The following is a 21,961-nucleotide window of genomic DNA, read 5'->3' as shown; positions in this document are numbered from 1 at the left end:
CGCACGCCCTGGTAGGAGGCGGCTCCTGCGGAGCGCCTCGGGCGTCGGGGAACAGGCACGCTAGCGGGCGGCGTACAGGGCCATGGCGCCGAGGGCGGCGATGGCGTAGGCGGCTGCCAGGCGGCGGGCGAAGGGGCCGCTGCCTGCGGTGATGGCCAGAGCGGTCTTGGTGACCAGGCTGGCGAGGGCGGCCAGGGCGATGCCGGTGGCGGGGACGCCGGCGCCGTCCGCGTCGCTGGCGTGCAGGCGCGCGAGCGAGACGACCACCGGGTCCACGTCCACCAGGCCGGACAGCGCGGAGATGGCGTACACGCCGGCGTCGCCGAAGGCTGATTTCGCGAAAGCCACCGCCAGCGCCACGCCGGCCAGCAGGGCGCCGAAGCCCAGTACGGTGCCCAGGTCGAAGGGGGCCATCCGGGCGGGCGGGGATGCGGCCGGCGCACGGCCGCGGCGGCGCCAGTGCCAGGCCGCGGTGGCGAAGAGCAAGGCCCCGGCTCCCAGCAGGGGCGGCGCCACTTGCAGCGCAAGCGCCGGCCGGAGCACGGCCGCGATGACGACGATGCGAACCGACATCATGCCGCTGGCCGCCAGGGCGCCGGCCAGCGCCGGGGCCAGCAAGGCGCTGTCGCGCCGGGCGTCGCGAGCCAGGGCCAGCGTCGCCGCCGTCGAGCTCGCCAGGCCGCCCAGCACGCCGGTCCACAACAGGCCGCGCTCCGGGCCCGAGAAGCGCATGGCGGCATGCCCGGCGAGCGACAGGCCGGCGAGCAGCACCACCGCCCACCAGAGCTTGTACGGGTTCAGCACGCCGTCCGGCCCGTAGCCGGCGTCGGGCAGCAGCGGCAGCACCACGACGGAGAGCACCAGCAGCTGCAGGCCGGCGCGCAACTCCCCTTGCTCGACCAGTCGCAGCCAGCCGTGCAGCGTGGACTTGTAGTCCAGCAGCACAGCCGCCACCACTGCCGCCGCCAGTGCCGGCAACGCGTGGCCGGAGGCGGCCAACGCGCCGAGTGCGTAGGTCAGCAGCGCCGCCACGGCGGAGGTGGCGCTGAGGTCGCGCTCGGCGCGCACGGATTCCCGATAAGACACTGCGAGCAGGAGGGACAGGCCGACGGCGCCGCCCGCCAGCGGCAGCCCACCGAGCGCCTCGGGCAGGCTGGCCAGCACGCCTCCGGTCAGCCCGATCAGCGAGAAGGTGCGCAGCCCCGCCACGCGCGCCCCTTCCGCCCGGTCGCGCGCGCTCCAGCCGCGCTCCAGCCCGATCAGCAGGCCTGCCACCAGGGCGGCGGCGAGGCCGGACGCGGCGGGAGGCAGCTGGACGTCAAGCATCGGCGCATGATGCCGTGGCCCGCTGCCGACAGACTGGTGCCGCATCAAAGCTGCTACGCTTTGCGGCCTCCGCCACTCCGGGTCCTGCCTTGGCTGCCGTGTCGACTGCCCAGCACATCGCCGTCCTCGACGACGAGCCCGACATCACCACGCTGCTGTCGGGTTACCTCCAGAGCCAGGGCTTCCGGGTCAGCGCCGTGCACAACGGCCCGGCACTGATGGCCCTGATGGCCGCCGACGTGCCGGCGCTGGTCCTGCTGGACCTCGGCCTGCCGGGCGAGGATGGCTTCTCCATCGCCCGCCAGCTGCGCGAGCACCACCGCTGCGGCCTGGTCATCGTCACCGGCCGCGGCGATGCGATCGACAAGGTCGTGGGGCTCGAAGTGGGCGCCGACGACTACGTGACCAAGCCTTTCGACCTGCGCGAGCTGCTGGCGCGCATCAAGGCCGTCCTGCGCCGCATCGCGCCGGCCGAGCCTGCGCCGGCCGCCGCGGCCCCGGTTGCCGCCTCGCGCGACCAGCTCCGCTTCATCGGCTGGACGCTGGACGTCGCGGCCCGCCGGCTGGTCTCGCCGGACGGCCAGGACGTGGCGCTGACCACCGGCGAATTCGACCTGCTGCTGGCCTTCGCCCGCCACGCCGGCCGGGTGCTGTCCCGCGACTTCCTGCTCGAGAACACGCGCGGCCGCGAGGCCGGGCCCTTCGACCGCACGATAGACGTGCAGGTGGGCCGGCTGCGCAAGAAGCTCGAGCCCGACGCCGAGAATCCGCAGATCATCAAGTCCGTGCGCGGGGCCGGCTACATCTTCGTCCCGCCCGTCACCAACGCCTGAGGATGCCGATGACGCCGCCGCCCTTGCCTGACGTGCCGGCGCCGGCGCTGCCCAGCGGCATCGAGGAGCGGGCGGTCTTCCGCTCGCTGTTCCTGGCCAACCCGGATGCGCTGCTGCTGGTCGACCAGTCCGGCCAGATCGTCATGGCCAACCCGGGGGCCAGCGGCCTGCTGGGCTACAGCATCGAAGAGCTCACCCGCATGGGCGTCGACGCCCTGGTGCCCGACAGCATCCGCCCGCGCCATGCGTCCTACCGCGAGGCTTATGGCAAGGCGCCGCGCTCGCGCCCGATGGGCAACAACATGGACCTCGTCGCCAAGCGCAAGGATGGCAGCGAGGTGCTGGTCGAGATCGCGCTGAGCCCTCTGCAATCGCAGGGCCTGCCCTTCACGGTGGCGGCCATCCGCGACATCAGCGCCTACCCCCGCGTCAAGCAGGCGCTGCAACGCGCCCGCTACAGCGAGCACCTGGCGCAGCTCGGCCGGCTGGCGGTGGACACGCGCGACCCGCAAGTGTTGCTGGAGCAGGTCCCGGCGATCGCGGCGCAGGCGCTGCAGGTCGAGGTGTCGGTGGTCTTCCTGCTCGACGAGGACCGGCAGGCCTTCCGCGTCGCCGGCGTCGCGGGCGGCATGCCCGGCGAGCAGCTCGGCGACAAGATCCCCAACCGGCCCGACACGCCTCCCGGCTTCGTCGTCCACGGCGGCGTGCCGGTGGTGATCGACGACTACCGCAGCGAGCAGCGCTACGTCGTCCCGCAGCGCTACATCGAGGCCGGCCTGGTGAGCGCAGTGGCCGTGCCGCTGTTCGACCGCGGCCGCACCATAGGCGCGCTGACGGCCCGCTCGCGCACCGCACAGCGCTTCGGTGACGAGGAGAAGCGCTTCCTCGAATCGCTGGCCAACCTGCTCGCCACCAGCCTTCAGCGTGCCCATTCGGAAGAGGCGCTCAACCACGCCCAGCGGCTGGAAAGCGTGGGCCAGCTCACCGGAGGCATCGCGCACGACTTCAACAACCTGCTCACCGTCATCCAGGGCAACCTGCAGGTGCTCGAGGAGCGGCCCGCCGTCGTCGAGGATGCGTATGGGCAGCAGCTGGTGGATGCAGCCATGCGCGCCACTCGCCGCGCCGCCGAGCTGACGAGCAAGCTGCTGGCCTTCTCGCGCCGGCAGGTTCTGCAGCCGACGCAGGTCGACGTCAGCGCGATGATCGGCTCGCTGGCCGACATGCTCCGGCGCACCCTGGACCAGCGCATCGTGATCCAGGCCGACACCGCCGCCGGCTGCCCTCCGGCCATGGCGGACCCGGGCCAGCTGGAATCGGCGCTGCTCAACATCGCCATCAATGCCCGCGATGCGATGCCCGAAGGCGGGCGCCTGAGCTTCCGCTGCGAGGCGGTCGACCGCCTGCCGCCGGGCCTGCGCCGCGAGCTGGACGATCCCAGCGCCCGGGAGGAGCACTTCGTCGCCATCTCCATCGCCGACACCGGCTGCGGCATGCCCGAGGAGGTCAAGGAACGGGTGTTCGAGCCCTTCTTCACCACCAAGGGCGCCGGCCGCGGCACCGGCCTGGGCCTGTCCACGGTCTACGGCTTCGTCAAGCAATCCAGGGGCGCCATCCACATCGACAGCTCGCCCGGCGCCGGGACCACGGTGTCCCTTTTCATCCCGCAGCCCTGGGCCGATTCGGTGGGCGCCACGGGCGAGGAGCGAGCCGAGGCGGACCTGCCGCGCGGGCTGAAGGTGCTGCTGGTCGAGGACGACACCGAGGTGCGCAAGGTCGTGCAGGCCTTTCTCGACGCACTCGGCTGCCAGGTCACCAGCGCCGCGAGCGCGGAGCAGGCCCTGCTGTTGCTGGGCCCCGAAGCCAGCTACGACCTGCTGCTGACCGACATCGCCCTCGGCCCCGGAATGCGCGGCACCGAGCTGGCGGCTGAAGCCCAGCGGCGCTTCCCGCGGCTGGCCATCCTGCTGATGTCGGGCTTCTCGGCCGAGCTGATCGAGGCCGACCGCGACTCGCCGGCCAGCTGGGAGCTGCTGCGCAAGCCCTACAGCCGGGCCGAGCTGGCTCGGGCGATGGCGCGGCTGCTGTCTTCGCCGGCCGCCGGCTGAGACGCTCTACTCGAGCAGGCTGCCGGTCGCCAGCCAGTTGCCCAGCGCTCGCCGCCGGGCACGCAAGGCCGAGACCTCGGCCGCGCACTTGCGCAGCGCCGCGACCTCCGCCGTGTTCCAGCGGCGAATGACGGCGCTCGTGCAGCTGATGAGGCCCCACACTTCGCCGCGATCGCCGTACGAGGCCGCCAGCAGGGCCCGGATGTTGAACGGCACCAGCATCGTTTCCTTGACCCCTTGCAGCGCTGGATCGGCGAAGGTGTCCTCGCAGACATAGCGGCCCTGCCCGACGAGCGCGCCGAAGAACCCGCCGCCGGACTCGGGGAAGGCCGCGGCGCCCCGCACGATGCGCTGGCTGCCGCCGTCATAGGCCGCGACGCTGCGCATGACGCGCCGGCCGGGTTCGCCCGAGACACTCCAGAAGGTCACGTGCATGCAGGCCAGCGTCTGCTGGATGTGCTGGGCCACCCGGCCCGCCGCCTCGAGCTCGGTCATGCGCTCGGCCTCCAGTTCATGGGCCAGGTCGCGCAGCAGGAAGTGGAACTTCGGGGCACTCGTCACGTCTGCACTCGCCCCTTCGGGCTGACGGCCGCTCCACGCTCTATGACGCCGCCGGAAAGGACATCGGCCCGCAGCCCGCCGCGGTGCACGAAGCGCTTCACCACATCGGCGGCGGTGAGAGTGGCCGACGCGAGCGCACCCCCGAGGCCCAGGCAAGGCTCGCACAGGTCGACGCCTCGCAGCAGGACCCCTCCCACCTCGAACTCGACGCCCACCAGCTCGTTGAGCCGGACCCCGCGCGTCAGGAGGTTGCGATGCGTCACGGACAGATCCATGGCCCGCTGCTGCTCCTGCAGGAAGGCCTCTACCCGCTCGATCTCGATCAGGGTCAGGTTCTGGCCCGGTTCGTCGTGGCGGCCGAAATAGCGGTCCCCCTCGATGCCCGAGCCGGCGACGACGCGGACGAACTCCTGCTCGACCTGGGCGTCGCCGCAGCGGGGCGACGTGAAGATGCGTTCGACTTTCATGGGCTGGCCTTCCTGGAAGGCGACCATTCTCGCCAACCGCCAGGCCCCGGCGACGAAGGGTTCACGGCCGGCGACCTTCCTTCTCGACGCTCGCCCGCTTCGCGAGGGTGAACGGAATCAAGGCCGGCACGCGGCGCCGGTAGGTTTCATACCGCTCGCCGAAGGCCTCGACCATCCAGGCCTCCTCCAGTCGGAGCTTGCGCCGCAGCGCCGCCCAAGCAATGGCCACCGCCAGCAGGCCGCGCCACTCCCCTCGTGCCAGCGCGGACCCGACGAGGGCGAGCAGCAAGCCGGTGTAGATGGGGTGGCGCACCAGGGCGTAGGGGCCGCTCACCACGAGTTCATGCCCTTGCTTCAGCGTGACCGTGCCGCTCCAGTTGCGGCCGATGTGCACCCGCGCCCAAACCGTGAAGGCCAGCCCCGCCGCTGTCAGGAGCGCCGCCAGCCAGAACTCCCAGGCGGCCCAGGCGAACAGGCGCTCGTTCAGCCACCGGCCCGGGACGCGCCGGGCGCCCAGCAACCACAAGGCCACGAGCAGCGGGACGACGTGAAGCAGCCGCGAGCCCAGCGGCTCCCGCCGCTCGGTGGCTTTCATCCCCACGGCGGACACGCACCAGTACAGCACCCAGGCAAGCCACATCGCGTGAATGAGCTGGCGGTAGACGAGGTCCGGCATGGCGGGTCCAGTTTGCCGGACATCCCCGCTGCCGGTCGGGCACCGGCCCGAAGCGCTGCGCCCCTCGGGCGCGGCTCGTCTTACTGCAGGGTCGCAGGCGCCGGCGCCACGGCGCTCTGCACGAAGCTGACCAGCGCCATGACGTCGGGAATGTGCACGTCGCGACGGCCCTTTTCGGTGAAGCAGATGAGCTGCTGGCGGGCCAGGCGGGAGAGGGAGCGGCTGACCGTTTCCAGCGTCATGCCGAGGTAGTTGCCGATCTCGGCACGGGTCATGCGCAGGGTGATCTGGTCGGTGCGCAGGCCGCGCTTGGCGAGCGACTCGGCCCAGTACCGCAGGAAATCGGCCACGCGGGCGTCAGCGGGCAGCGAGCAGACGGACATCAGCGAATCGCGGTCGCGGCCGATCTCGCGGCTCATGGCCTCGTGCAGCACGCGCAGCAGCGCCGGGCGCAGGGCGCAGGCGGCGAGCACGGCGTCGTAGCGCATGACCCAGACTTCGCCGGTGTCCATGGCCACCGCGTCGCAGGCGTATTGACCGGCGGCGATGCCGTCGAAGCCCAGCCAGTCGCCGCGGAACTTCAGGGCCACCACCTGCTCGCGTCCGTCGGAAGACAGGTTGATGAGCTTGAACAGGCCGGAGTTCAGGACGTACAGGTTGCCGAAGCGCTCGCCCGCCTGGTAGAGGGTCTCGCCGGCGCGGACGATGCGGCGCTGGGGCTGGAGCTGCTCCTGGATCAGCCGCAGGACCTCGGCGATCTCCTGGCCGGCGGTCTGGAACTCGGCGGCACGCGCGCTGCGGGCGGCAGCGGTCATGGGCGCAGCGGCTTGGGAGACGGCGGGGTTCAGCATGGTGGGCTCCTGAGGGGTCTGTCTTTCGTCGGTGAAGCCACTGTAGAAACCGGCCTGCAACGGCGTGCCAACGGCGCGAGTCGCTCGGTAACACTCGGTCAACGCTCGGTGACGGCCGTGTATCAGCACAATCGGCCGGCCCAGCCGTTGATGCGGGTCAAAGCTCCCGCATCTCGGGCAGGTAGCCTTGCATCACCCCTGCAGAAGGTCAGTTTCGGACCTTGCGGACCCTGATGCCGACCTTGCCCTTCGATTTCCACGACAACGCCGACCGCCTGTCCGACAGCCAGCGCCGCGCCCTGGCCGCGACCGCCCTGGCGTTCAAGCAGGCGGCCCAGGCCGGCCAGACGGCCCGGCCGTTGCAGGGCAAGAACCTGGGCCTGATCTGCGAAGCGGACGACGCCCCCGACGCCGCCTTGTTCGAGGACGCCGCCAAGGCGCTCGGCGCGCACGTGGTGCGGATCCGCCCCAGCGTGGCCGGCCTGGGCAACGATGCCTCCCTGCCGCAGACCGCCCGCATGCTCGGGCGCCTGTACAACGCCATCGAGTGCCAGGGCCTGACGCAGCAGATGGTCGACCGGATCCGCCGCCATGCCGGCGTGCCCGTCTACGACGCCCTGTCGCGCGACAGCCCCAGCCATCGCGCCGTCGCCAGGATGATCGACGGCCAGAGTGACGGCGCCGACACCCTCGTCTACGTGCTGCAGGCGCTGCTCGTCGGCAGCGTGCCCTGAGTCCGCGCGGCCGTGCCGCTCGGACTTGAGCGACGGGTCGTCCTCACGAAGTCCTCCGTAGAAGGCAAGGCCTCACTCCCCGACGGTCAGTGCCTTCACCGCCTCCGCCAGCAGCGGCGTCAGGTCGATGGCGTTGCTCGGATGGGCCACGGTGTTGCAGCTCACGATGCGGGCGGCGCCGGCAGCCACCAGCAGCGAATCGGCGCCCGGCGTGAACAAGGCATGCACCCCGACGCACACCGGCGCGTCGAAGCCCTCGCCCCGCAGCAGCCGCACCGCCCCGGCCATGGTGTGGCCGCTGGCGACGATGTCGTCCAGCAGCACCGGCGTGTGGCCCCGCAAGCCGGCCAGTTCGGGCGCGGACTGGTCGATGTCGAAGTCGCCATGCCGCTGCTTGCTCAGCACGGCGAAGGGGCAGCGGACGCGGCGGGCCACCTCGCCGACCCATTGCGCGCTCTCGGCATCGGGGCCGATCAGCGCCGGCCGCTCGACCGATGCCTGCACCCAGTCGGCGATGGCCGGGGCGCTGGCCACGGCTCGTGCCGGGATGTCATACAGGGCCCGCAGGCTGGGGTGGCGGTGCAGGTGCGGGTCGACCGTCACCAGCCAGTCGAAGGCGCGTGAGACCAGGCGCGCGAAGCTGCGCGAGGTCACGGCCTCGCCGGGCCGGAAGCGCGTGTCCTGCCGCATGTAGGGCAGGTAGGGCGCGACCAGGCCCACCCGCGCGGCGCCGAGCTCGCGCAGGGCATCGGCCAGGAACAGCAGCGCCGGGATCTGCGGATCCGGCTCGTGCAGCGCCGCGACCACCGCCACCGCCTGCCCCGTCACGTCGCCGGCCACCCGCAGGTAGGTCTCGCCATCGGGGAAGCGCCGGTGGTCCAGCACGCCATAGGCGGCGCCCAGCCGGGTGGCCAGGCGGTCGGCGGCATCCTCGGCGCCGGGCAGCGCCATCAATTGCAACTTCATGCCGATTCCTCCGGCGGATCGATGGCGACGATGGGCGACGCCTGGCCGATCACGTAGGCCTGGGCATAGGCAAGCTCGCCCGGTGCGCCGGCGTGCAAAGTGAAAAGAGGCTGGCCGGCGGCGACCCGATCGCCCAGGCGAACGTGGATGACCGCGCCCGCGGCAGCGTTGCGCGGTGCGCCCGCGAGCTTGGCGGCCCGGGCCAGGCGCCGGTTGTCGACGGCACCGATGCGGCCGGCGGATGCTGCCGCCACGACTGCCGTGTGCGGCGCCCGTGGCGGCTCGCGCACGCCGCCCTGCGCCTCGCACAGGGCGATGAACTTGGCCAGGGCGAGGCCGCTGTCGAGCGTGCGGGTGGCCAGTGACAGGCCGTGGCCGGCAGGCGCGCGACCGGCCATCTCGAGCACCCGGCCGGCGAGGAACAGCGAGCGCTCGCGCAGGTCGCGCGGGGCGCCGGCCTCGCGGTGCAACACGGCCATCACGTCCAGCGCCTCCAGCGCCGGGCCGATGCCTCGGCCCACGGGCTGCCGGCCGTCCGTCTCGACCACCTGCACCTGCAGGCCGATCGCCTGCCCGACCTCGGTCAGGTTCGCGGCGAGCGATTGCGCCGCCGCGCTGCTGCGCACCTTGGCCGTCGGCCCCACGGGGATGTCGATCAGCACCCGCTCTGAGCCGACCGCGAGCTTCTTCGACAGCACCGAGGCCACCAGCTGCGCCTCGCTGTCCAGGTCCAGCGGCCTCTCGACGCGGATCAGCAGGTCGTCGGCCGGCGACAGGCGCGCCGAGCCGCCCCAGGCGATGCAGCCGCCTTCCCGCTCGACCACGCGCCGCATGGTGGCCAGGTCGAGCGCCACCGGCGCCAGCGTCTCCATCGTGTCGGCCGTGCCGGCCGGCGAGGTGATGGCCCGCGACGAGGTCTTGGGCATGGTCACGCCGCAGGCGGTGACGATAGGCACCACGATCAGCGTCGTGCGGTTGCCGGGCAGGCCGCCGACGCAGTGCTTGTCCATCACCGGCGTGCGCGGCCAGCGCAGGCGCTCGCCGACGTCGACCATGGCCCGGGTCAACGCGATCGTCTCCGCCGTGTCGAGCCGGCCGCCCGCACAGGCGGTGACGAAGGCCGCGAGCTGCAGGTCCGACAGCCGGCCCTCGCCGATGTCGGCCATCAGCGCGCGCAGCGACGGGTAGTCGAGCTTGCGGCCGTAGACCTTGGCGCGCACGAAGCGCAGAGAATCCAGCGGCGTCGCGTGGCGCACGCGCACCTCGTCGCCGTCGGCCACCTCCAGCAGGCTCCACGCGGCATCGGAAAGCGCCGCCTCGTCGTGCGCCAGCCAGTCCGCGTCCACGCGGTGCAGCAGGGCGGGCACCTGGCGGCCGTGGGCCAGCAGCTCCACCTGCGCCTGGGCCTCGAAGCCTTCGGCCCGGCAGACAGCACAGTCGCGCCGCATGTAGACCACCGGCTGCTGGTAGGTGTCGATTCGGGCGCGCCTGGCCTTCAGCGGCAGCTCGCTCACAGGTTCACCGTGTCGCGGTATTCCGGCACCGTGCAGGGCCAGTGGTGGCGCTCCTCGATCGCCTGGCGCAGCGCGTCGGCGGCCACCGGCTCGCCATGGGTGACGAAGATCTGGCGGGGGGCGGCCGGCAGCGCGCCGGCCCAGGCCAGCAGCTCGTCGCGGTCGGCGTGGGCCGAAAGAACGTCCAGGTGCGTCAGCTCGGCCCGCACCGGCACCTGCTCGCCGTGGATCTTCACGGTCGGCGCACCGGCCAGCATGGCGGCGCCGCGGGTGCCGGCGGCCTGGAAGCCGACGAAGAGGATGCCGTTCTTCGGATCCGGCGCGTAGGCCTTCAGGTGGTGCAGCACCCGCCCGCCGGAAGCCATGCCGCTGGCCGAGATGATGACCGCCGGCTCGCTCAGCAGGTTCAGGCGCTTGGACTCCTCCACCGAGTCGACGATGTGAGCAGCGCGCGCCATCACCTGACACTCGCCGGCGCCGAGCCGGTGCTCGCCCGGATGGTCGACGTAGATCCGCGTCGCCTCGGCCGCCATGGGGCTGTTGAGGTAGACCGGCACGTTGGCGATGCGCCGCTGGCGGCGCAGCTCGGCGACGATCCACATCAGCGTCTGGGCGCGGCCGACGGCGAAGGCCGGCACGACCAGCACGCCGCCGCGACTGGCAGTGCGGTTGATCACCTCGGCGATGGCCACCATGGCATCGCCCGCGGCGTGCGGGCGGTCGCCGTAGGTCGACTCCATCACCACCCAATCGGCCGCCTCGGGCGCCTCGGGCGGCCGCATCAGCAGGTCGTTGCCGCGCCCGAGGTCGCCCGAGAACAGCAGCGAACGGCCGTCCCACTCGACGCGCACGCTGGCCGCGCCGAGCAGGTGGCCGGCCCGGCGGTACACCACCCGCACGCCGGGGATGGGCTCGAAGCCGCGGTCGAAGTCGCGCGTCGAGAAGTGCTCCATCGCCTCGCGCGCCGCCTGCTCGGTGTAAAGGGGCAGCGCGGGCTGGTGCTTGGAGAAGCCGTGGCGGTTCGCGTAGTCGGCCTCCTCCTCCAGCAGCCGGCCCGAGTCGGCCAGCAGCAGGCTGCAAAGCGCACGCGTGCCCGGGGTGGCGTGGATCCGCCCGCGGAAGCCCTGGCGCACCAGCCGCGGCAGGTAGCCGCTGTGGTCCAGGTGAGCATGCGTCAACACCACCGCGTCGATCGACGAGGGCAGCACCGGAAAGCTGTCCCAGTTGCGCAGGCGCAGCTGCTTCAGGCCCTGGAAAAGCCCGCAGTCGACGAGCAGCCGCCGGCCCTCGTGCTCGAGCAGGTATTTCGAACCGGTGACGGTGCCGGTTCCACCGAGAAAGGTGAGCTTCATCGCGGTCGACCAGGAGGTGGCGCTTGCCAGTCAGCCGACGATAGGCCGCCCGGCGGCGGCCGGGTTGACCGCGGTCAACCGGCGGCGCGAGCCCCCGGCAGGCGTGCCTCAGCGCAGGGTCTCGTCGATCACCGACGGGGCGAAGTCCGGCATCGCTTCGGGCGGCACATCGGGTGCACGGCCGAGCGCCCACTGCAGCAGCTCGGCCGCGGGCATGGGCCGCGCAAACAGGAAGCCCTGCAGCTCATCGCAGCCGAAGCCCATCAGGATGTCGCGCTGGCCCGCCGTCTCCACGCCTTCGGCCACCACGCGCAGGCCGAGGGCATGGGCCAGGCGGACCACCGCGTCGACGATGGCGCGGGCGTCGGCACTGCGCTCCAGGTCCATCACGAAGCCCCGGTCGATCTTGACCTCGCGCGCCGGCAGCTGGCGCAGGTAGCTCAGGCTGGAGTAGCCGGTGCCGAAGTCGTCGATCGACAGGAACACGCCGATGCGCGCCAGGCTCTCGAAGGCGCGCTGGGTGGCCTCGATGTCCTCCATCGCCACCGATTCGGTGATCTCGCACAGCAGGTGGGCCGGGTCGACGCCGTGCTGCTCGAGCGCGCGGCAGATTCGCTGGGCGAGGTCATCCTCGCGCAACTGGTGGACCGACAGGTTGATGGCCACTCGCATGCGCATGCCGCGGTCGTTCCACTCGCGCATCTGGCGGCAGGCCTCCTCGATCACCCAGTGGCCGATGGCGCCTATGAGGCCGAAGCGCTCGGCCAGCGGGATGAAGGTGGCCGGGCTGATGGCGCCGCGCTGCGGATGCTGCCAGCGCAGCAGCGCCTCCACGCCGTGGATCAGCCCGCGATGGCCGTCGACCTTGGGCTGGTAGTGCAAGGACAGCTCGCCGCGCTGGGCGGCATGCCGCAGGTCGCCCTGCAGGCTGAGCTGGTTCAGCGGATCGGCGTCCATGTGGGGCTCGAACAGCACGAAAGTGTTGCCGCCGGCGTGCTTGGCCGCGTACATCGCCGCATCCGCGCGGCCGATGAGCTTGTGTCCGGCGCCATGGTCAGGATAGAGGGCGATGCCGATCGAGGCGGCGATCTCTATGCGCCGCCCCTGCAGCTCGAAGGGCTGGCGCAGGGCCGCGATCACCCGGCGGGCGAGCGTCGCGCAATCGGCCTCGTTGACGCCGCCCTCCATCAGCAGCAGGAACTCGTCGCCGCCGACGCGCGCCACGGTGTCGCTCTCGCGCGCGTTGCGGCGCAGGCGGTCCGCGGCCTCTTTCAGCACCACATCGCCCACGCCATGGCCGTAGGAATCGTTGACGGGCTTGAAGCCGTCCAGGTCGATGAACAGGACGGCGAGCCTTTCGTGATGGCGCTCGGCCATTCGCTCGTGGCTGCGCTCGGTGCGGGCCACGGCCTGGGCCAGGCGGTCCTCGAACAGCACCCGGTTGGGCAGCTCGGTCAGCGGATCCACGAAGGCACGGCGGCGCAGCTCCTCGTTGGCGACTTGCAGCTGCGCATTGGCCAGGCGCAGCGACTCGGCCAGTGCCAGCGCACGGCCCTGCAGGCGGGCGTCGAGGATGGACACCAGCCACGTCATCGTCAGCAGTCCGACCGACGCCAGCATCAGCAGCGTGCCCAGGCGGGACCCGGACAGGCCCGACGCGCTGAGGCACACCGAGCCCGTCGGGAAGGACGCCGCAGCCATGCCGGTGTAGTGCATGCCGCTGACGGCCATGCCCATCACGACCGAGGCAGCGACCTGGACCGAGAGGCTTCGCTGGTGCTCGAGCCGGCGCAGGAAGAAGAAGATGAGCAACGAGGCGGCCGAGGCGCCGACCGCGACGCCGGCCGAAAGGGCGACGAGCGCCGGGTCCCACACGATGGCGGGCGACATGTCGAGCGCCGCCATGCCGGTGTAGTGCATGGCGCAGATGCCCGCCCCCATGGCCAGCGAGCCCGCGACCAGTCGCACCGCGGTCAGGCGCCCGCGGCTGGCGACGCCCAGCGCGACGCCGCAGACCAGGACGCCGGCGAGCCACGAGGTGAAGGTCCATCCCGCCGTGTAGCCCAGCGGCACTGGAAGCGAGAAGCCCAGCATGCCGACGAAGTGCATCGCCCAGATACCGGTGCCCATGGCGATCGAGCCTGCGACCCACCAGGACAGGGCGACGAGCCGGTCGGGGGTGCGCACCCGCCGGGCGAGGTCCAGCGCCACGTACGACGCGAAGCTGGCGATGAGGAGGGACGCGGCGACGGTCCAGGGGTCGTAGCGGCTGGGGGCGAACGGCATGCGGTTCCAGGAACAGGCGAGCCGTCACGGCCCTTCGGAACACTATCGGCCAACGGTGGTCCATCCTGAGCCTGGCGTTCGCGACCTGCTGCCACATCCCCAATGAAAAGGGTCCGCCCCCGGCCTCACCGGCGGCACACTCGCCCTCTTCTGGCCGGACCATGTGGAGGTGGGCGATGGAGCTGAGGCAAGGGCTGCGGATTCTCGGGTTGCTGCTGCTGGCCTTCGGCGCGCGGGCCCAGCCGGCCTCGCCCGCGCCGACGGCCTCGGCAGCCTCGGCGCCTGCAGCCGCGCAGGCGGCGCCGGCGGCCGAGGCGGCGGCCAGCCAGCCCCCCGGCCAGCTCTACGCGCCGCGGGTGCAGCTCGACAGCTGGCCGATGCGCATCTTCGTCACCCGCGACATCTCGCCCGACACCCAGCCGATCCTGCGCCTGTACTACGCCGACGGCGCCTACCGCCAGGCGCTGTACTGCGACGTCGTGCCGGTCAACATCGCCCGGCGGCAAATCTGGGTGGGTGGGGCGGACAGCGACGGGCAGGATGCGCAACACGTCGGCACCTGGTTGCTGTTCATGCTCAAGCCGCACGGGCCGGCGGCGAACGCTGCCCCGGGCAGCGGCCCGGTCCGGCACGACTGCTCGGTGCCCGGGATGAAGTCGGTCGCGCGCGTCCAGCCGGTGCTGAGCTGGACCGAAGCCGGCTGCAACGGCGAGTGCCAGATCTTCGCCTCGGTGCCTCACATCTACCTCGGCAACGCCTGGAAGGCCACCGCCTACGCGCTGGCGGTGCTGCTCGCCTTCATCGGCCTGACCTGGCTCGGCGTGCGGCTGGCCTCGAAGGCGCCGGGCCTCGGCTACGCGCGGTTTCGCAGTTTCTTCGTGGTCGACCACGCGTTCTCGCTGTCGCTTTTCCAGATGGGGCTGTGGACCTGCGCGGTGGGCTTCATGGTGCTCTACCAGCTCTTCGCGGCCTTCGACGCGGCGAGCATCCCGGAGTCGCTGATCACACTGATGGGCACCAGCCTGCTCACGGCCGGGGCGAGCGCCGTGCTGAGCCAGAACGCCAAGGAGGCCCTGACGCGCCAGCTGGCCGGCATCCGCGAGTCGCTGGCCGCCACGGCCGCCGGTGCGGCCGAGCTCGCCACCGCCAAGCTGGCCCTGTCGCGCCTGGAAGCGGCCGTCAGGACGCGCTCCATGAGCCGCGGGCTCGCCGTCGAATCCGACGCGCTGGTGGCGGCCCTGGTGCCGGTGATGGCCGCGCCCGTGGCGGGTGCCCTCGACCCGGCCAAGGCCCAGGCCGCCGTGGATGCGCTGCAGCAGGCGGTGGCGCTGCTGCAGGCCAGGATCGAGCAGCTGCCGGATCCGGACGAAGGCCATGTCTCGCTGCGCCAGCGGCTGGTCGAGATGCTCACCGCCGAGGGTGACGCGGCGGAGGGCAAGACGCTGTCGCTGTCGCGGCTGCAGATGCTGTTCTGGACGGTGATCATCATCATCATGTTCATCGCCAAGAGCATCATCGCCGGGCTGCTCTGGGACATCCCGTGGACGCTGGTGGCACTGATGGGCGTGAGCCAGCTCGGCTACATCGGCGGCAAGTTCGGCCAGACGACGCCGGGGCAGGCCGCCACGCGCTGAGCGGCTGTTCATGCCGGATTCATCTGGGGTTCATCCGCCGGCGGCACGCACTCGCTAGAGTGCCGCATGTATCGACTGCGCCTTTCCATCGCCTTCGCCGTGCTGGTGGCCCTGGTCTTCGGCCAGGCCGCCTTCGTGTACTGGGGCGCCGAGCGGGTCAACGACTATGCGCGGCACAGCCGGCTCACGAGCGACATCCTGTCCGGGCTGCTGGAGCTGTCGGCCAACAAGCAGCGCCTTCGCGTCTGGACCTCGCAGCAGCTGATGGGCGCCGGCGCGCTGCCCGAGACGCGCGACAGGCTGCTCGAGCGGATGCACGCCGGCGCGGCGGATCTGGCACAGATGTCGCAGCGCCACCTGGAGTCCTGGCACCGGATCGCCGCGAGCGGCGACGGCCACGTGCCACCCGAGGTGGAACAGCTGGTCGACATCAGCCGCCTGCTGGACGACAACATCGCGGAGCTGCAGTCCCAGCTGCAGCGACTGCAGCCGCTGAGCGACAGCGCCCAGTTCTCCAGCGTCTGGCAGCAGATCAACCAGGTCTTCGACACCACGCACGGGCGCGACCTGCGCGACCTGCTCAACGGTGCGATCGAGCGCCAGCAGCGCGCCATCCCGATCGCCCGGGCGGCCACCGAGCAAGGCCTGGACCGCCTGCGCCTGCAGGCGTTGGTGATGGCCGCGGTGACCCTGGCCGTCGCACTGGCCTGGGCCTTGCACCTGAACCGCCGCCTGCAGCGGCCGCTGGACCGGCTGCTGGAGGGTACGCAGGCCCTGCAGGCCGGCGCGCTGGAGCACCGCATCCCCATCGGCTCGGGCGACGAGTTCGACCATGTCGCCGGCCACTTCAACGCGATGGCGGCCGAACTGCAGCACCACCGCCTGGAAGCCGACGCGGCCCTGCGCCGGCTCGAGGACGCGGTGCAGGCTCGCACGCAAGAGCTGCAGGATGCGCACGAGACGCTGCAGCGGCTCGATCAGCGCCGCCGCCAGCTCTTCGCCGACCTGGGCCACGAGCTGCGCACGCCGGCCACCGCGATCCGTGGCGAGGCCGAGATCGCGCTGCGCGGCGGCGACAAGCCGGCGGACGAATACCGCCAGACGCTGGCGCGCATCGTCGGCGGCGTCAAGCAGCTCACCGGCGTGGTGGAGGACCTGCTCCTGGTGGCGCGGGCCGAGGCGGACCAGCTGGTCATGCGGCCACGGCCGCTGCCGCTGGCCACGCTGCTGGCCGAGGCCATCGACCAGGCCGACGCCCTGGCGGCGCTGCGCGAGATTCAACTGCATGCCGAGCCGCCGCCCGCCCGCAGCCTCATCGTCCACGCCGATGCGGAGCGGCTGCGCCAGGCCCTGGTGATCGTGCTCGACAACGCGATCCGCTACTCGCACCCCGGCGGCGCCGTGCACCTGGGCTGGCGACGCACCGGCCAGGAGGTGGAACTGATCGTCCGCGACCAGGGCATCGGCATCTCTGCGCAAGAGCTGCCGCACGTGTTCGAACGCTTCGTGCGCGGCGAGCGCGCCCGCGAGCACAGGGCCGATGGCACGGGCATCGGCCTGTCGATTGCACAGGCCATCGTGCAGGCGCATCACGGCCGCATCGGCATCGACAGCGCGCCCGGCCAGGGCACGGTGGTCTCCATCGCCCTGCCCTGTGGCGACGACGCCGGCGCGACAATGCGCCCCGCATGAACCGGAACCTGCTTGTCGTCGAAGATGACCCCCGCGTCGCCGACTTCCTCGTCCGCGGCCTCAAGGCCGAGGGCTACGGCGTGCAGCTCGCGCGCACAGGCCCGCAGGGCCTGGAGATGGCCCGTGACGGCGAGTTGGCGCTGCTCATCCTCGACCTGATGCTGCCCGGCCTGAACGGCCTGGAGATCTGCCAGACCTTGCGCGCCGAGGGCCGGCACCTGCCCGTCCTGATGCTCACCGCCATGAGCACGACGGAGGACAAGGTCAAGGGCCTGCGCCTGGGCGCCGACGACTACCTCACCAAGCCGTTCGACTTCGAGGAGCTCCTCGCGCGCATCGAGGCCCTGCTGCGCCGCGGGCGCGAGCAGCGCGCCCAGGCCACCACGCTGCAGGTGGCCGACCTGGTGCTGGACCGCGAACGCATGCAGGTGCAACGCGCCGGCCGGCAGCTCACGCTCACCGCCAGGGAGCTGGCCTTCCTGGAGCTGCTGATGAGCGCGCCCGGGCGCCTGTTCAGCCGCGAGCGCATCCTCGCCAACGTCTGGGGTACGCACGAAGATCCGCTGACCAACATCGTCGACGTCTACGTCCGGCGGCTTCGCAGCAAGATCGACGAAGGGCATGCACTGCCGCTGCTGAAGACGGTGCGAGGCCTCGGCTACCGGCTCGACGACAGCACGTCCTGAACGGCCCGCCGCCGCGTTCATCTGCGGTTCATCGAGGCCTCATCGACCCTTCATCGGCCGGCCCGCCGCGGTTCATCTGGCCCTCGAAGAATGACTTCCGTACCGCGCTGTTGCGGTACGGCGCCGGACAAGAACGGCGTCATGTGCATCAGCCAAGAAAGGACTCTTCGATGAACCACCGCCGTGCCTTCGCCGCCGCCATCGCCGCCGTGGGCCTCTGCGCCGCCCTGCCCGCCCTGGCCCAGGCCGGCAGCACGCAAACCTGCGCCGCCACCGACGAGCGCCAGGTCGCCGCGCTGTTCGACCGCTGGAACGCTTCGCTCGCGACGCTGGATCCGGACAAGGTGGTCGCCAACTATGCGAGCGATGCGGTGCTGCTACCCACCGTCTCCAACCAGGCTCGCACCAACCCGCAGGAGATCCGCGACTACTTCGTCAAGTTCCTGAAGAACGGCCCGCAGGGCACCATCGACAAGCGTGTCATCAGGATCGGCTGCAACGTGGCCCAGGACGTCGGCACCTACACCTTCGCGTTCAAGGACGGCCAGACAGTGAACGCGCGCTACACCTACGTCTACGAATGGCGCAACGGGCAGTGGCTGATCGCCCACCACCACTCGTCGGCCATGCCTGAAGTCGTGGCGAAGAAGTAGGCGTCGGCGGCGGCAGGGGATTGCGCGGTCATGGCCGGAACGATATAAACCGTATATATCGTTTTCAGGAGTACTGCACCATGGCCGAGACCTCCCCCGCCGCCGCCAATGACGCCGACAACGCCGACACCCCCAAGAACAAGCTCGTGCGCGACAGCTTCACCATCCCCAAGGCCGAGTACGCCGTGCTCAACGAGCTCAAGCAGCGCGCCACCCGGCTGACCCAGCCGGCCAAGAAGAGCGAGCTGCTGCGGGCCGGCATCGCGCTGCTCAAGGGCCTGTCGGACCCGGCCTTCCTCGCGGCGCTGGCCGCGGTGCCCAACCTCAAGACCGGCCGGCCGAGGAAGGATGGCGAAGGCGAGGCGGACGAAGCGGGCGAAAAGATCAAGCGGCACGTCAAGGACAAGACCGCCCCCAAGGCCGGCGCGAACGGCGCCGCCGCCCCCGCGTCCAAGCCCGAGCGTGCAGCGGCCCGTGCCGCACGCCAGGCGGCCAAGCCCCAGAAGGCGGCAGACAAGGCGGGCAAGGTGGCGGCCCGCGCCGACAAGCCCAGCAAGCCCGAGAAGCAGGCCGCCAAGGCGGCGAAGGCTGCGGCCAAGGGGCGCAGCACCACCTGAAGCGCAGCCCCGACGCCGCCGATTGACCAGGGCGAAGGCGACGCCGGGGCGATTCAGTCGGCCCGAGCTTCGCGCGCCTGCCGGCGCAGGGCGACCGCGTCGGCCCTTACGATGTCGGCATCGTCGGCTCGCCCGAGCTTGAACACCCGCACGGCGGCCGACACGGTCTCGGCACGATCCTGCAAGCCGACGGCCGAGGCGGCCACCTGCTCCACCAGCGCAGCGTTCTGCTGGGTGATGGCATCGATGTGGCCGACCGCGCCGTTGACCTGCGAGATGCCGGCCAGCTGCTCCTGGGCGCCGCTGCTGATGGCCTGGATCAGGCGGGTCACTTCCTGCACCGAGCCGAGCACGCGATCGATGGCAAGGCAGGCGTCCGCGGCCTGGCGCGTGCCGGCCTGCACGCCCTCGCCTGACCTCTCGATCAGCGAACGCACCTCCTTGGCCGCGCCGGTGGTCCGCCGGGCCAGCGCGCGCACCTCGCCCGCCACCACGGCGAAGCCGCGGCCGTGCTCGCCGGCACGGGCCGCCTCCACCGCCGCATTGAGCGACAGCAGGTTGGTCTGCATCGCGATGCTCTCGATCACGCCGATGATCTCGCCGATGCGTTGCGAGGAGACGCTGATCTGCTGCATGGTGGCCGACAGGGTCTGCACCGCTTCGCTGCCGGCCTGCGTCACGGCATCCGCGTCGGCGGCGAGCCGGGCCGCACGGCACGCCGACTCGGCGCTCTGGCGCACCGTGGCGGTGATCTGCTCCATCGACGACGCGGTCTGCTCCAGGCTCGAGGCCTGGGACTCGGTGCGCGCCGACAGGTCGCGATTGCCGGCCGCGATCTCGTGCGTGGCCTCGCGCATGCATTCGACCTCGTGCCGCGCATCCCCCACGACCGACAGCAGGTTCACGTTGAGCTGGTTGAAGGCCACCGCCACCTCGCCCTGGAGCCCCGGCCGGCTCGCATCCAGCCGCTGGCGCAGGTCGCCCGCGGCCATGCGGTTGCAGGCGTCGAGCGCCATCTCCAGAGGCCGCAGGCTCAGGGCTTGCTGGCGCCACCAGGCCCAGGCGACCAGGGCCGCCAGGGGCAAGGCCGCGGCCGCCCACCGCACCGGGTCTCCCGCGGTCCACCCACCGGCGACGAAGGCGGCGACCGCCGGGACGATGGCCAGCCCGGCCAGGCGCCACCGCGGCGAAGGATGGCACCAGGCGGCCAGGCGGCCGCGCCATCCGGTCCGGACGACCCGGCCGGCCTGCAGGCAGATCGAGGGCTTCCCCTGCGACTGCTCGTCCCGCAGGCGGGCGTACAGCGCTTCGGCTCCGGCCACCTGCTCGCGCGTCGGGTGGACGCGCACCGACATGTAGCCCACCGGCGCGTCCCCCTCGATGATGGGCGTGACGTTGGCCATGACCCAGTAGCAGCGGCCGTCCTTGCGCCGGTTCTTCACCGCCGCCGACCAGGGCCGGCCCGACTGCACCGTGGCCCAGAGGTCGCGGAACGCCTCCGGCGGCATGTCGGGATGACGGATGAGGTTGTGCGGCTGGCCCAGCAGCTCGTCGCGCTCGAAGCCGCTGACGGCGACGAAGGCCGGGTTGCAGTAGACGATGCGACCCTTGAGGTCGGTGATGGAGACCAGGGTCTGGTCTGCGGGGTAGTCGAACTCGCCGTCGACGATCGGGCCGTTGTACCGCATGTTTGCTCCACGCCCCGGGGCGGGGCTGCCAGCAAGATCGGCACGCCCTGGCAAACTTCAACGGCGGCCTCGCGGCGACGACGGCCTCGTTTGCGCCAGGTCAACCCGGCACGTTTTCGGTCAATTCGATTCCTTGATCAGGCGGCCCGCCACGCGCTGCACCGGCCGTGCATTCATCGGATACAGGTGGGCGAAGATGTCCACCTGTGCGGGCGACACCGGCACCGGCGTCTTCATGACCATCCACAACACGCCCTCGCTGCAGGGCGGCGTGGTGAGCGAGCCCATGTAGGTGTAGTAGCGCCGGTCCTCGGGCAGGAGCTGGTTCAGGTCGATGGTGCCCGTGGCGGCCTGGGCCTCGTTCTTCTCCAGCGGCAGGGCGTTCCACACCGCCTGGATCACCGGCTGGGCGGCACCGCGGTCTAGCAGCACGGCGACGATGGCCAGCCTGCCCTGCGCGTCCTTGTGGACCAGGTGCGCCACCATGTCGTACTGGCGGCCGTTGATGCGCTCTTCCGACGGCCGATGAAAGTGGAACTGCAGCAGCTCGAAACGACGGGCCAGCACCGTGATCGCGTTGCCGGGCGGCAGGTTGACCTGCACCGTGTGGCCGTCGTCGATCACCGAGAAGCCGGTGGTCCGGTAGTCGAACTGGATGGGCTCCAGCTGCACGGCGATGCCGCCGCGGATGTCTATCGGGCTCTGGCGTTGGCCGGAGGCGCATTGGGCGTACTCGGCCTTCAGGTGGCCCCAGGCCTCGGGACCCGCCTCCCCGGCGTAGTCCCAATGGCCATCCGCCGAGGCGCGGCTCGGCGATGAACGGGCGGACGGGGCTTCCGACCGCCGGGCGGCGGCGGGCGTCGCGGCCACAGACCTGGGCACCGCGTTCGGCAGCGGCGCGGCGGGCGTGGCGGGCGTGGCGGGCGCGGCGGGCGTGGCGGTGGCAGCGTGGTTGTCGACGCGCATGACGCTGCCGCTTCGCGTGTCCGGCTTCTGCGCGCCCAGGCGCTCCGCCAGCTTCTGCCGCAGCACGTCCATCGGATCTTCGGCCGCTGCCCGCGGGCTGCTGGCGGCGGGTCGCGCCGGGCTGCGTTGCTCGGCCTCGGCGGCGTCTGCCCGCGGCAGCGAGGCCCCGGCCAGCACGAAGGCCAGGGCCGTCCAGGCCGAACGGCGCAGGGTCGGCGTGGCCAGGCGTGGCGCGGGCGCAGGGCGAAAGGGCTGGTCAAAGGGCATGGGCGGACTCCGGCGCCCCGGGATGTGGCACCGGGGCATCGCCCGGATTTCGGCGTCGCGCAGGCGTTCTTGAGGCCGGTGCAG

The 21,961-nt window shown here is 71.8% G+C and carries 19 protein-coding genes; 8 read left to right on the top strand and 11 right to left on the bottom strand.

All coding sequences use genetic code 11. The features are described 5' to 3' along the window. Positions 1 to 60 precede the first annotated feature (60 nt). Entirely contained in the window at positions 61 to 1,326 is a 1,266-nt protein-coding gene (locus tag ACS5PM_RS17595; RefSeq protein WP_439388957.1) for an MgtC/SapB family protein, read from the bottom strand. A 98-nt stretch (positions 1,327 to 1,424) separates the two neighbouring features. On the opposite strand from ACS5PM_RS17595, the gene ACS5PM_RS17590 reads away from it, so the two are divergent. After that, positions 1,425 to 2,159 (top strand): response regulator, encoded by a 735-nt coding sequence (locus ACS5PM_RS17590; protein ID WP_439388956.1) that lies wholly within the window; start codon positions 1,425 to 1,427, stop codon positions 2,157 to 2,159. An 8-nt stretch (positions 2,160 to 2,167) separates the two neighbouring features. Then, the gene (locus ACS5PM_RS17585; RefSeq protein WP_439388955.1) at positions 2,168 to 4,267 is read left to right on the top strand and encodes an ATP-binding protein; all 2,100 of its coding nucleotides are present in this window, start codon (positions 2,168 to 2,170) and stop codon (positions 4,265 to 4,267) included. 6 nt (positions 4,268 to 4,273) lie between these two features. Here the strand turns inward: ACS5PM_RS17585 and ACS5PM_RS17580 are convergent, their stop codons facing one another. The 4 genes from ACS5PM_RS17580 to ACS5PM_RS17565 all read right to left on the bottom strand — a co-directional run bounded on the left by ACS5PM_RS17580 (position 4,274) and on the right by ACS5PM_RS17565 (position 6,822). Further along, on the bottom strand, positions 4,274 to 4,828 hold the full coding sequence (locus ACS5PM_RS17580; protein WP_439388954.1) for a GAF domain-containing protein: 555 nt from the start codon (positions 4,826 to 4,828) through the stop codon (positions 4,274 to 4,276). Then, positions 4,825 to 5,295, bottom strand: coding sequence for an MOSC domain-containing protein (locus ACS5PM_RS17575; RefSeq protein WP_439388953.1), 471 nt, complete (start codon positions 5,293 to 5,295; stop codon positions 4,825 to 4,827). Before ACS5PM_RS17575 ends, ACS5PM_RS17580 begins: the two co-directional genes overlap by 4 nt. A 61-nt stretch (positions 5,296 to 5,356) precedes the next feature. After that, positions 5,357 to 5,971: a methyltransferase family protein gene (locus tag ACS5PM_RS17570; protein WP_439388952.1), complete on the bottom strand. Its 615-nt coding sequence runs from the start codon at positions 5,969 to 5,971 to the stop codon at positions 5,357 to 5,359. An 80-nt stretch (positions 5,972 to 6,051) separates the two neighbouring features. Then, positions 6,052 to 6,822, bottom strand: coding sequence for a Crp/Fnr family transcriptional regulator (locus ACS5PM_RS17565; protein WP_439388951.1), 771 nt, complete (start codon positions 6,820 to 6,822; stop codon positions 6,052 to 6,054). 233 nt (positions 6,823 to 7,055) lie between these two features. On the opposite strand from ACS5PM_RS17565, the gene ACS5PM_RS17560 reads away from it, so the two are divergent. After that, positions 7,056 to 7,556 (top strand): Rossmann-fold NAD(P)-binding domain-containing protein, encoded by a 501-nt coding sequence (locus tag ACS5PM_RS17560; protein ID WP_439388950.1) that lies wholly within the window; start codon positions 7,056 to 7,058, stop codon positions 7,554 to 7,556. A 72-nt stretch (positions 7,557 to 7,628) separates the two neighbouring features. Here the strand turns inward: ACS5PM_RS17560 and ACS5PM_RS17555 are convergent, their stop codons facing one another. From ACS5PM_RS17555 to ACS5PM_RS17540, 4 genes are all read right to left on the bottom strand, one after another. Next, on the bottom strand, positions 7,629 to 8,522 hold the full coding sequence (locus ACS5PM_RS17555; RefSeq protein WP_439388949.1) for a ribose-phosphate pyrophosphokinase: 894 nt from the start codon (positions 8,520 to 8,522) through the stop codon (positions 7,629 to 7,631). Beyond that, entirely contained in the window at positions 8,519 to 10,036 is a 1,518-nt protein-coding gene (locus ACS5PM_RS17550; RefSeq protein WP_439388948.1) for a thymidine phosphorylase family protein, read from the bottom strand. Before ACS5PM_RS17550 ends, ACS5PM_RS17555 begins: the two co-directional genes overlap by 4 nt. Beyond that, positions 10,033 to 11,388: an MBL fold metallo-hydrolase gene (locus tag ACS5PM_RS17545; RefSeq protein WP_439388947.1), complete on the bottom strand. Its 1,356-nt coding sequence runs from the start codon at positions 11,386 to 11,388 to the stop codon at positions 10,033 to 10,035. The genes ACS5PM_RS17550 and ACS5PM_RS17545 overlap by 4 nt, the downstream gene beginning before the upstream one ends. Before the next feature lie 108 nt (positions 11,389 to 11,496). Beyond that, positions 11,497 to 13,674: a putative bifunctional diguanylate cyclase/phosphodiesterase gene (locus tag ACS5PM_RS17540; protein ID WP_439388946.1), complete on the bottom strand. Its 2,178-nt coding sequence runs from the start codon at positions 13,672 to 13,674 to the stop codon at positions 11,497 to 11,499. A gap of 176 nt (positions 13,675 to 13,850) precedes the next feature. Here ACS5PM_RS17540 and ACS5PM_RS17535 point away from each other — a divergent pair, with 176 nt between their 5' ends. The 5 genes from ACS5PM_RS17535 to ACS5PM_RS17515 all read left to right on the top strand — a co-directional run bounded on the left by ACS5PM_RS17535 (position 13,851) and on the right by ACS5PM_RS17515 (position 18,956). Beyond that, positions 13,851 to 15,308 (top strand): hypothetical protein, encoded by a 1,458-nt coding sequence (locus tag ACS5PM_RS17535; protein ID WP_439388945.1) that lies wholly within the window; start codon positions 13,851 to 13,853, stop codon positions 15,306 to 15,308. Between the two features lie 66 nt (positions 15,309 to 15,374). Then, positions 15,375 to 17,000 (top strand): sensor histidine kinase, encoded by a 1,626-nt coding sequence (locus tag ACS5PM_RS17530; RefSeq protein WP_439388944.1) that lies wholly within the window; start codon positions 15,375 to 15,377, stop codon positions 16,998 to 17,000. After that, positions 16,997 to 17,686, top strand: coding sequence for a response regulator transcription factor (locus ACS5PM_RS17525; RefSeq protein WP_439388943.1), 690 nt, complete (start codon positions 16,997 to 16,999; stop codon positions 17,684 to 17,686). The genes ACS5PM_RS17530 and ACS5PM_RS17525 overlap by 4 nt, the downstream gene beginning before the upstream one ends. 170 nt (positions 17,687 to 17,856) lie before the next feature. Then, positions 17,857 to 18,339, top strand: a complete 483-nt coding sequence (locus ACS5PM_RS17520; protein WP_439388942.1) for an SgcJ/EcaC family oxidoreductase — start codon at positions 17,857 to 17,859, stop codon at positions 18,337 to 18,339. A gap of 80 nt (positions 18,340 to 18,419) precedes the next feature. After that, entirely contained in the window at positions 18,420 to 18,956 is a 537-nt protein-coding gene (locus ACS5PM_RS17515) for a hypothetical protein (protein ID WP_439388941.1), read from the top strand. A 53-nt stretch (positions 18,957 to 19,009) separates the two neighbouring features. On the opposite strand, the gene ACS5PM_RS17510 is transcribed toward ACS5PM_RS17515, so the two are convergent. Both ACS5PM_RS17510 and ACS5PM_RS17505 read right to left on the bottom strand, forming a co-directional pair. After that, complete coding sequence (locus tag ACS5PM_RS17510) at positions 19,010 to 20,644, bottom strand: methyl-accepting chemotaxis protein (RefSeq protein WP_439388940.1); 1,635 nt, start codon at positions 20,642 to 20,644, stop codon at positions 19,010 to 19,012. A 120-nt stretch (positions 20,645 to 20,764) separates the two neighbouring features. Beyond that, the gene (locus ACS5PM_RS17505; protein ID WP_439388939.1) at positions 20,765 to 21,877 is read right to left on the bottom strand and encodes a carbonic anhydrase; all 1,113 of its coding nucleotides are present in this window, start codon (positions 21,875 to 21,877) and stop codon (positions 20,765 to 20,767) included. Positions 21,878 to 21,961 lie beyond the last annotated feature (84 nt).

Origin of the sequence: Ideonella flava, from assembly GCF_051857595.1 — a bacterium.
GTDB lineage: Bacteria > Pseudomonadota > Gammaproteobacteria > Burkholderiales > Burkholderiaceae_C > Ideonella.
Note: the sequence above shows the minus strand (reverse complement) of the source record. Positions and strands in the feature narration are given on the sequence as shown.

What these genes read in the sequence shown, in the direction of transcription:
- ACS5PM_RS17570 (WP_439388952.1), bottom strand. Translation starts at nt 5,971, where the DNA reads ATGCCGGACCTCGTCTACCGCCAGCTCATTCACGCGATGTGGCTTGCC.
- ACS5PM_RS17540 (WP_439388946.1), bottom strand. Translation starts at nt 13,674, where the DNA reads ATGCCGTTCGCCCCCAGCCGCTACGACCCCTGGACCGTCGCCGCGTCC.
- ACS5PM_RS17520 (WP_439388942.1), top strand. Translation starts at nt 17,857, where the DNA reads ATGAACCACCGCCGTGCCTTCGCCGCCGCCATCGCCGCCGTGGGCCTC.
- ACS5PM_RS17575 (WP_439388953.1), bottom strand. Translation starts at nt 5,295, where the DNA reads ATGAAAGTCGAACGCATCTTCACGTCGCCCCGCTGCGGCGACGCCCAG.
- ACS5PM_RS17530 (WP_439388944.1), top strand. Translation starts at nt 15,375, where the DNA reads ATGTATCGACTGCGCCTTTCCATCGCCTTCGCCGTGCTGGTGGCCCTG.
- ACS5PM_RS17535 (WP_439388945.1), top strand. Translation starts at nt 13,851, where the DNA reads ATGGAGCTGAGGCAAGGGCTGCGGATTCTCGGGTTGCTGCTGCTGGCC.
- ACS5PM_RS17595 (WP_439388957.1), bottom strand. Translation starts at nt 1,326, where the DNA reads ATGCTTGACGTCCAGCTGCCTCCCGCCGCGTCCGGCCTCGCCGCCGCC.
- ACS5PM_RS17525 (WP_439388943.1), top strand. Translation starts at nt 16,997, where the DNA reads ATGAACCGGAACCTGCTTGTCGTCGAAGATGACCCCCGCGTCGCCGAC.
- ACS5PM_RS17515 (WP_439388941.1), top strand. Translation starts at nt 18,420, where the DNA reads ATGGCCGAGACCTCCCCCGCCGCCGCCAATGACGCCGACAACGCCGAC.
- ACS5PM_RS17555 (WP_439388949.1), bottom strand. Translation starts at nt 8,522, where the DNA reads ATGAAGTTGCAATTGATGGCGCTGCCCGGCGCCGAGGATGCCGCCGAC.
- ACS5PM_RS17545 (WP_439388947.1), bottom strand. Translation starts at nt 11,388, where the DNA reads ATGAAGCTCACCTTTCTCGGTGGAACCGGCACCGTCACCGGTTCGAAA.
- ACS5PM_RS17505 (WP_439388939.1), bottom strand. Translation starts at nt 21,877, where the DNA reads ATGCCCTTTGACCAGCCCTTTCGCCCTGCGCCCGCGCCACGCCTGGCC.
- ACS5PM_RS17585 (WP_439388955.1), top strand. Translation starts at nt 2,168, where the DNA reads ATGACGCCGCCGCCCTTGCCTGACGTGCCGGCGCCGGCGCTGCCCAGC.
- ACS5PM_RS17560 (WP_439388950.1), top strand. Translation starts at nt 7,056, where the DNA reads ATGCCGACCTTGCCCTTCGATTTCCACGACAACGCCGACCGCCTGTCC.
- ACS5PM_RS17510 (WP_439388940.1), bottom strand. Translation starts at nt 20,644, where the DNA reads ATGCGGTACAACGGCCCGATCGTCGACGGCGAGTTCGACTACCCCGCA.
- ACS5PM_RS17565 (WP_439388951.1), bottom strand. Translation starts at nt 6,822, where the DNA reads ATGCTGAACCCCGCCGTCTCCCAAGCCGCTGCGCCCATGACCGCTGCC.